8 protein-coding genes are annotated in these 7,227 nt (G+C 74.4%); all 8 read right to left on the bottom strand.

Annotated elements, in window-relative coordinates; all coding sequences use genetic code 11:
* Positions 1-69: 69 nt before the first annotated feature.
* Positions 70-1,296, bottom strand: coding sequence for a hypothetical protein (locus tag ACFCX4_RS32975; protein ID WP_376150572.1), 1,227 nt, complete (start codon positions 1,294-1,296; stop codon positions 70-72).
* Positions 1,297-1,441: 145 nt separating this feature from the next.
* Positions 1,442-1,849, bottom strand: coding sequence for a hypothetical protein (locus tag ACFCX4_RS32980; protein WP_376150574.1), 408 nt, complete (start codon positions 1,847-1,849; stop codon positions 1,442-1,444).
* Between the two features lie 156 nt (positions 1,850-2,005).
* Positions 2,006-2,317 carry a hypothetical protein gene (locus ACFCX4_RS32985; RefSeq protein WP_376150576.1) on the bottom strand — a complete coding sequence of 104 codons (312 nt, stop codon included), beginning with the start codon at positions 2,315-2,317 and terminating at the stop codon, positions 2,006-2,008.
* Positions 2,318-2,358: 41 nt separating this feature from the next.
* The gene (locus tag ACFCX4_RS32990) at positions 2,359-2,688 is read right to left on the bottom strand and encodes a hypothetical protein (RefSeq protein ID WP_376150578.1); all 330 of its coding nucleotides are present in this window, start codon (positions 2,686-2,688) and stop codon (positions 2,359-2,361) included.
* Between the two features lie 161 nt (positions 2,689-2,849).
* Positions 2,850-3,863: an RICIN domain-containing protein gene (locus ACFCX4_RS32995; RefSeq protein WP_376150580.1), complete on the bottom strand. Its 1,014-nt coding sequence runs from the start codon at positions 3,861-3,863 to the stop codon at positions 2,850-2,852.
* Positions 3,864-3,956: 93 nt separating this feature from the next.
* The gene (locus tag ACFCX4_RS33000; protein WP_376150582.1) at positions 3,957-5,300 is read right to left on the bottom strand and encodes an MFS transporter; all 1,344 of its coding nucleotides are present in this window, start codon (positions 5,298-5,300) and stop codon (positions 3,957-3,959) included.
* Complete coding sequence (locus ACFCX4_RS33005; RefSeq protein ID WP_376150584.1) at positions 5,297-5,860, bottom strand: hypothetical protein; 564 nt, start codon at positions 5,858-5,860, stop codon at positions 5,297-5,299. The genes ACFCX4_RS33000 and ACFCX4_RS33005 overlap by 4 nt, the downstream gene beginning before the upstream one ends.
* Complete coding sequence (locus ACFCX4_RS33010) at positions 5,857-7,146, bottom strand: hypothetical protein (protein WP_376150586.1); 1,290 nt, start codon at positions 7,144-7,146, stop codon at positions 5,857-5,859. Before ACFCX4_RS33010 ends, ACFCX4_RS33005 begins: the two co-directional genes overlap by 4 nt.
* Positions 7,147-7,227 lie beyond the last annotated feature (81 nt).

A 7,227-nucleotide genomic window follows, 5' to 3' on the forward strand; every position in this document is an offset into this window, starting at 1 on the left:
GCACCGTGGGGTGCGCGTCCGGGTCCGTCCGCCGCGGGGCGGGTCCGGTGGCCTACCGGGGCGGGCGGCTCACTTGGCGGTGCCCCAGCTGGAGGTGATCCGCGAGCTGCGCTTGAGGGCGTTGGTGTCGAGGTCGATGTCGGCGTAGAAGACACCGAGGTTGTAGCCGTCGCCCTGGGTGTTGACGGTGACGGTCACGTCGGTGTCGCCGTTGCGCAGGTACTGGGAGACGTTCCAGCGGTTGTTGTCGTGGCCGAAGTTGTTGCGCGGGGCCGGGTTGCGCGGGAAGTTCCCGATCGAACCGGGCGCGCCCACCGTCGAGTTGAAGGCGTCGTCGGCCGGGTGGTCGGCGTCGGTGAACCGGGTGAGCGGTCCGTTGGTGGACTTGATGTCCATGGTGTCGCCGGTCCACTTGTGGTCGCCGTCGTAGACGACCCAGCCGAGGTGGCCGGTGACCGGGCCGGTGGCCGGGGTGCGGATGCCGGAGAGGGTGCCCGACAGCGCGGGGCTCTGCGGCAGTTCGGGCTGGAAGCCGTCCCAGACGTGGACGTGCCGCAGCGGGGCGCAGACGTCCTCGTACGCGACGACCACGGTCCAGCCGCCCCAGCTGTGGGGCTTGACGACGGAGTCCATGTTGGCGGCGGTGTACGTGCCGGTGCCGTGCTGCCTGACGAGGTCGGTGATGTCCGCGGAGGCCTGGTAGCTGCTCTCCTCGTCGGTGGTGATGTAGCCGATGGAGGGCTGCTGGTTGGCGATGTTGGTGTACTGCGACTGGCCGGGGAACTTGAGGTAGATCTCGTCGATCTGGCTCTCGGGCAGCACCACGTCGTCGATGCCGCGGGTTCCGCCCCAGTAGAGGCGGGCGTACTTGACGGTGGCACCGGGCGGCAGGGCGAGGTCGGCGGAGCTGGCGGAGTAGATCGCGTCGCCGAGCGGGCCGATGCTGCCGGGGTCGATGTTGACGTACTTCATCTGGTAGTTGTTGTTGATCGGGCGGCTGCCGGCGCCGGTGCGGGCCTGCTCGCAGGGCGGCTGGGCCGGGTCGACGGGGGGCTTGGTCTCGTCACAGGTCATCAGGGCGTTGCCGATGTGCGTGACCGAGCCGTGGAAGTCGCCCTGGAAACGGGTGGTGAAGGGCAGGCGGTTCTCGACGATGGTCGTGGCGCCCGCCCGGTGCGCCGACGGACCGGGGTCGGACCCCCGGGAGTAGGCGGCGGGGGCGGCGAGCACGCAGACGGTGGCGGCGGACGCGACGGCCGAGGCGAGCGCGCGACGGGAGGAGCTGGAGAGCGGCAACGGGACCTCCGGGACGGTCGGTTCAGGCTTTCACCGATCCACGAGACCAGGAGGGGTACGGATCGCCCGCGCATTGACCCGAACGTGGGCGCGCCACCGCCCCGCCGTGATCCCCGGTGGGCCGGCCCACCGGGGATTACGCCCGTTACTCCGGTTGTACGACCGTCAGACCCCAGCGGATCGTCCCGGAGGAGGTCCGGACCCCGACGTCGAACGCGCCCTCGACCACGCCCGGGGCGACGGCCGCCGATCCCGTGCCCGTGGCCCCGACCGGGCAGTCCACGGTGAAGGCCGCCGCGAGCCCGGCCGCCGAGTGGAGGGTGACATCGGCGGTGCCGCCGCCCGCGCAGGCCACCGTGACGACGGTCGGCAGGGTGCCCCAGGCCCCGGCGGAGGCGACGCCGCCGGGGCCGGTCCACACCGGCACCCAGACCAGACCGTCCGGGCCGGGGTGCGGGAGGAGTTCCTCGTCGGCCGCGGCGGCCGGCCCCGCACCCGCCGCCACGCACACGGCGAGCAGTCCCGCCACCGCGAGCGCCCTCGTTCGCTTCATCTGCCACCCCTCGGTCCGGTACGAACTGGAGGCACCATCGTGGCCGGGCCCCGGCGGCGGCGCATGAGTACCCGTACTCAGTCGGCGGCGGACGGCCGCGCCCCGGGGCCGGGGCCGGGGGGAGCGGGTCACGGCGGACGGGGGACGGACGGCGGGTCAGCGGGTACAGCTGATGGCGGCGTTGGCCCCGTAGTAGCCGGGCGCGAGCCGGTAGGAGTCGGCGTAGAGCAGCACGCACTGCTCGTTGAGGAACCCGGTGAGCAGTGCCTGCCGGCGGGCGTCCTTCTCGGCCTCGCGCTTCGCCTCCTTGGGGCTGTTCTCGTAGGCGGAGCCCGTGAACCGCTGGGTCTCCTGGACGACCGCGGCGCCGCCGGCCGCGGTGGTGGCGGCGTGCGCGGCGGTCGGCACGAGCACGGCGAAGCCGGCGAGGACGAGGGCGGCACCGCCGCGGACGAGCTTGGACGTCATGACGTTCTCCTTGTGTCGTTCCTGAGGGGATCGGACGCGGTTCAGCGCTGGCAGAAGACCTGCGCGACCGCCGTGAACCAGCCGTTGCCGTTCGACCTGACGTCGGAGCCGAGGAGGTAGCACTGGCTCCGCTGCCAGCCGGCCGCCTGGGCGTACGCGTAGGCCACGTTCGCCGCGCTCTCGATGGCGGAACCCATCGAGCCGCCGGTGCCGCTGCCCATGAACTTCGCCATCTCGGTCGCACTGGCCGAGGCGGCGCCGGTCCCGGCGACCGGGGCGGCCTGGGCGGTGGCCGCACCGCCGAGGAGACAGGCCGAGGCGACGAGGGCCACGACGGTGGCACGCGGACGGAAACCGGACGAACGGCTCATGGGAACTCCTCTGTGAGGCTTCGCTGGTCACTGGGCCGGCCGCGGTTCGACCGGCCGACGGGCTCAGTCTCGTCGCGCCCGTTCCGGCCCGGCAAAGCCCTTCGAGCACCATCGAATCCGGGCCCGTCGCCCGTTCCCGCAGCGGGCGACGGGCGGGGCCGTCAGCCGACCGGGTCCACCAGGAAGGCCTGGCCGGGGGCGTCGGTGCAGCGCTGCTGGGCGATCTCGGCGCCGGCGGAACGGGCGTCGGCGTCGTTGACGCCGAGGCACAGGCCGTTGTGGACCACGCGGATGCGGTAGCCGTCCCCGCCGGCCCGGCCGCGGGGTTCGAAGCGGAAGTGCTGGCTGGTCCGGTCCGTCGAACAGCTCTCCAGGGGCCAGGGCTCGAACAGGCCCTCGACCACGTGGCCGGCGCCGAGCGCCGTGAGACAGCCGTCGCCGTGCTCGGGATGGCTCCAGCGGATGTAGAAGGAGCCGGTGCCGCCCACGGGCACCAGTGAGGTGTCCGGCGGAGTGGCCCCGGCGCAGTCGCGCTGGACGGCGACCTGGCTGCGGTAGCGGCCCTGGCGGTCGTGGCCGTCGGTGACGCACAGCTGCGGGGCGGCGGCCGGCCGGATCCGGGCGCGGCCCGGCGCGGGAGCGGGACCGGCGGGGGCCGGGGAGGTGAGGGGTGCGGTGATCGCGGTGTCGGGCGCCGCCTCCGGCCGGTCGTCCCGGCCGTCGGGCCGCAGTGCCCAGGCGCCCACGGCCGCCAGCAGCACGACCGCGACGGCGGAGACGGCGAGGACGCGCCGGCCGCTCCGGACACCTAGCGTCGAGGACGCGGGCTCCGGCGCGGGTTCGGGCTCGGGTTCGGGCGGCGCCGTCCCCCCGACCGGGACGGGCGGCGGGGGCGGTTCGGCGGCGGCCAGCCGGTTCCTGGCGTCCAGCCAGTCGCCGGCGGCCCCGCCCCGCCCGCAGGCGCGCACGAAGGCGACGACCGTCTCCGGGCGCGGCAGCGAGTCCCGGCGCAGCATGTCCGCCGCGGTGCTCCGCGCCAGCACGTCCCCGTGCCGCTCGGCGTTCGCCTCCAGTTGACGGTAGGTCAGGCCCGCCTGCTCCTTCAGCAGTCGCAGGAACTCGACGAACTCGGCCGCACTGCGGGCCTCTTGGGGCATCGGGTCGGGTGTTCTCATGGGCTGCCATTGTTGTCCCGTCCATGGCGGGCAACAAGGGGCGGCCGTCCGCCCGGATCCGGGCGGCCCGGCCCCTCCGCCGCGGCGGAGGGCTCAGGCCGGCCGGACCCGGGCGCGCGCCGCGCGCAGCGCCAGCGGGGTGACGAGGAGGGCGACCACCGCGCACGCGACGGCCAGGGTCTCGTAGCCGCCGGCCGTGACGGCCAGTCCGGAGAGCAGGCCGCCGGTGCTGCCCGCGACGGCGAGGCCGACGTCGGCCAGGCCCTGGGTGGAGGCGCTGCGGGCCGGGGGCAGTGCGGCGGTGATGACGGCCGTCCCGCTGACCAGGCCGAGGTTCCAGGCGACACCGGCCAGGGTGAGGGCCGTGGCCAGGAGCACGACGGAGTCGCCCGGGGCCGCGGCGGCCAGGAGGGCGGCACCACAGAGGGTGATCCCGGAGGCGGCGGCGACGGGGAGCGCCCCCAGACGGTCGACCAGGAGGCCGGTCAGCGGGGAGGGCAGGAACATCGCCGCGATGTGGAGGGAGACGACGAGGCCGATGGTGCCGGTGCCGTGGCCGTTGGCGGCCAGGTGGACGGGGGTCATGGTCATCAGGGCGACCTTGGGGAACTGGCCGAGCAGCATGATCCACAGGCCGGTGGCGAAGCGCGGCCCGCTCCCTCTCCCTTCGCCCCCGTCACCGCTGCCGTCCGCGCCCGCGCCGGGGCCGGGGCCGGGCGTCTTCGGAGCAGCCGGCGCACCCGGTGCACCCGGTGCGTCCGTCGCCTCCGGTCCGGCGGGCGCGGCGATCCGGGCGCGGGCCAGGTGGAGCGGGTCGGGGCGCAGCAGGGCGGTCAGGATGACGGCCGCCGCCGCGTAGCCGAGGGCGGCGAGCAGGAAGGGTCCGGCCAGCGGGGGGATGCCCCAGGCCTCGGCGACGTCACCGGTGAGCGACACGAGGTTGGGACCGGCGACCGCACCGAGGGTCGCGGCGAGCAGCACCCGGCTCAGTGCCCGGGCCCGCCGGTGCGGGGAGGCGAGGTCGGCGCCGGCGTAGCGGGCGAGCAGGTTGGTGGCGGTGCCCGCGCCGTAGACCAGCAGCGAGGGCAGCAGCAGGGCGACCTGGTCGGCCGCCACCGCGGCGACCACGCCGAGGCTGCCCAGGGCGCCGACGGCGTAGCCGAGGCCGAGGCCGGGGCGGCGTCCGCGGTACTGGCAGAGCCGGCCGATGCCCAGGGCCCCGAGCATCGACCCGCCGGTGAACAGGGCGGTGGGGATGCCGGCGAGGCCGGTGGAGCCGAGCATCTGCTCCGCCAGCAGCGCGCCGACGACGATGCCCGCGGTGAGTCCGGCGCCGCTGATCAGCTGGGAGGCGACCAGGACGGCCAGGGTCCGGCGCTGCTCGGGGCTCTCGGGAGGGTGCGGGGGCGCGGCGGTGGCCGGCGGGGTGAGGGTCATGCGGACGCCGGCGGGCTCGACGCCGACGGGCTCAGCGCCGAGATCTCCTCCAGCGACATGTCCATCTGTTCGTGGAGGTAGCGGACGATGGTCCAGTGGGCGAGGGCGCCCTCGTCGAAGGGGCCGAACTCGCGGCAGTAGAGCGGGATCCAGCGCAGCGCCTCCTCGGCGGCCTGTTCGCGGCCGGGCTCCTCCTGGTAGGACTCGTAGGGGATGCCGCGGTGGTGGACGAAGAAGCGGCCGGGCAGGCGCTCCTCGCACAGGGCGCGGTACTCGCGGGTCTGCAGGATGAGGTAGTGCCAGATCTCGTCGATGTGCTGCTCGACCGGCAGGAAGAGCCCCGCCAGCTCCTCCCGGTGGCGGGAGACGAGGTAGAGGTAGCGCAGGCACTCGGTGACCTGGCGTTCGGCGTCGACGGTGGGGACGCCGGTGCGGGTGGCCGTGTGGGCGACCACCTCGGCGTGCAGGTCCTCTCCGAGCAGCTCCTTGAGGGCCTCGGCCGGCACGGGCGGCCGGGGCCGCGGATCGGGCCGGAGCCCGGGCTGGGACTCGACGGTCATCGGGCGTCTCCGTGGGTGCCGCCGGCGTCCGGGGGCGGGGTCGTGGCGAGCCAGGCGTACTTGCCCGAGGCGCCGATCGGCAGGTGCGCGTGGTGCTCGACGCGGCAGGGTCGTCCGACGAGCTGGCGGACGTTGGCGGCCAGCGCGTCCGTCTCGGCCGCGTCCAGGGGTGCGCCGTCGAAGGTGGTGCAGCGCAGCACGGCCTCGTCGGTGGGACCCCCGACGTACAACCGGTGCAGGAAGACCCGGGGCGTGACGACGCTGACGAAGTCGTCGAGGTCGCCCTGGGAGACCGGGCCGCCGGGTGTGGGGAGCAGTTCCTTCTCCCGGCCGCAGAAGCGGACGATGCGCTCGGGGTCGGTGCTGCCGTCCTCGGTGCGCACGCAGTCGCCCGAGCGGTACCGGACCAGCGGCATGTAGGGGTTGCGCACACTGGTGACGATGAGGCTGTGGATGGTGCTGCCCGGGGCGACGGGGACGAGTTCGACGCTCATCTGGTCGAGGTGGGGCAGGTAGCGGCCGTCGCGGTCGCTGTAGTAGAGGTAGCCCAGCTCGGTGCTGCCGAACAGGTCCACGATCGGGCAGTCGAAGTGCTCGCGCAGGTACCGGGCCACGTTCGCCGGGGTGTACTCGTAGGCGTGGACGATGCTGGCCGGCCGCGGGAAGTCCGCCCACAGGCCCCAGGCGACGGCCTTGCGCACCAGGTGGGCGAGGTGGGACGAGGAACAGTCGAGGTGGTAGCGGCCCCGCGGGTGGGCGCGGGCGGCGTCGCGGATCTCGGCGATCATGCGTTCGACGTCGGCGCGCTGCCAGTGGTCGGGGTCGAGGCCCAGGTTGAGGTAGAAGGTGCGCGCGTCGAGCCAGCGGTCGCGCGCGGGCGGCTCGGCGGCCGCTCCCCCGGCCGGCTCCTCGCCCCGTTTGCGGGAGTTGACGCGGGCGACGTGCTCGGTGGCGAGGACGGTGGTGAGCGAGACCCGTCGGCAGCCCTCCGACCAGGTGTCCGCGATGTCCGGGTGTTCGCTCCAGAGCCGGTAGTAGGAGTTCAGGAGGAAATAGGGCGGCCGGATGATCTGCATGCGCGCGTGGTTGGTGCCCGTCGAGAGCACGAACTCCGCTTCGCCCGCCTCCAGCGCCGCGGCCAGGCCCGGCGTCATCCAGTTGTCCGGAAATCCGCGGGCGATCTCCGGTTTCTCCAGAATCGGGAAATGCCCGCGCTCGATCGAGTCGCGGTAGAGGGGAATGTCCCTGATCCGGTCGACCACGTCGGCGGTCGGCTGAGCGTTCACTGTCACCTCCGGTCGGCGCCCGGCGCTCCGGTCCTCCGGACGGGGGTACGCGCGGGCGAGGGTGCGCCACGGGTCCGGGCC

Origin of the sequence: Kitasatospora sp. NPDC056327, assembly GCF_042261735.1 — a bacterium.
GTDB lineage: Bacteria > Actinomycetota > Actinomycetes > Streptomycetales > Streptomycetaceae > Kitasatospora.

Bases quoted from the DNA above. Each gene is read 5' to 3' on its own strand.
- ACFCX4_RS32980 (WP_376150574.1), bottom strand. From the start codon at position 1,849: ATGAAGCGAACGAGGGCGCTCGCGGTGGCGGGACTGCTCGCCGTGTGC.
- ACFCX4_RS32985 (WP_376150576.1), bottom strand. From the start codon at position 2,317: ATGACGTCCAAGCTCGTCCGCGGCGGTGCCGCCCTCGTCCTCGCCGGC.
- ACFCX4_RS32990 (WP_376150578.1), bottom strand. From the start codon at position 2,688: ATGAGCCGTTCGTCCGGTTTCCGTCCGCGTGCCACCGTCGTGGCCCTC.
- ACFCX4_RS32995 (WP_376150580.1), bottom strand. From the start codon at position 3,863: ATGAGAACACCCGACCCGATGCCCCAAGAGGCCCGCAGTGCGGCCGAG.
- ACFCX4_RS33000 (WP_376150582.1), bottom strand. From the start codon at position 5,300: ATGACCCTCACCCCGCCGGCCACCGCCGCGCCCCCGCACCCTCCCGAG.
- ACFCX4_RS33005 (WP_376150584.1), bottom strand. From the start codon at position 5,860: ATGACCGTCGAGTCCCAGCCCGGGCTCCGGCCCGATCCGCGGCCCCGG.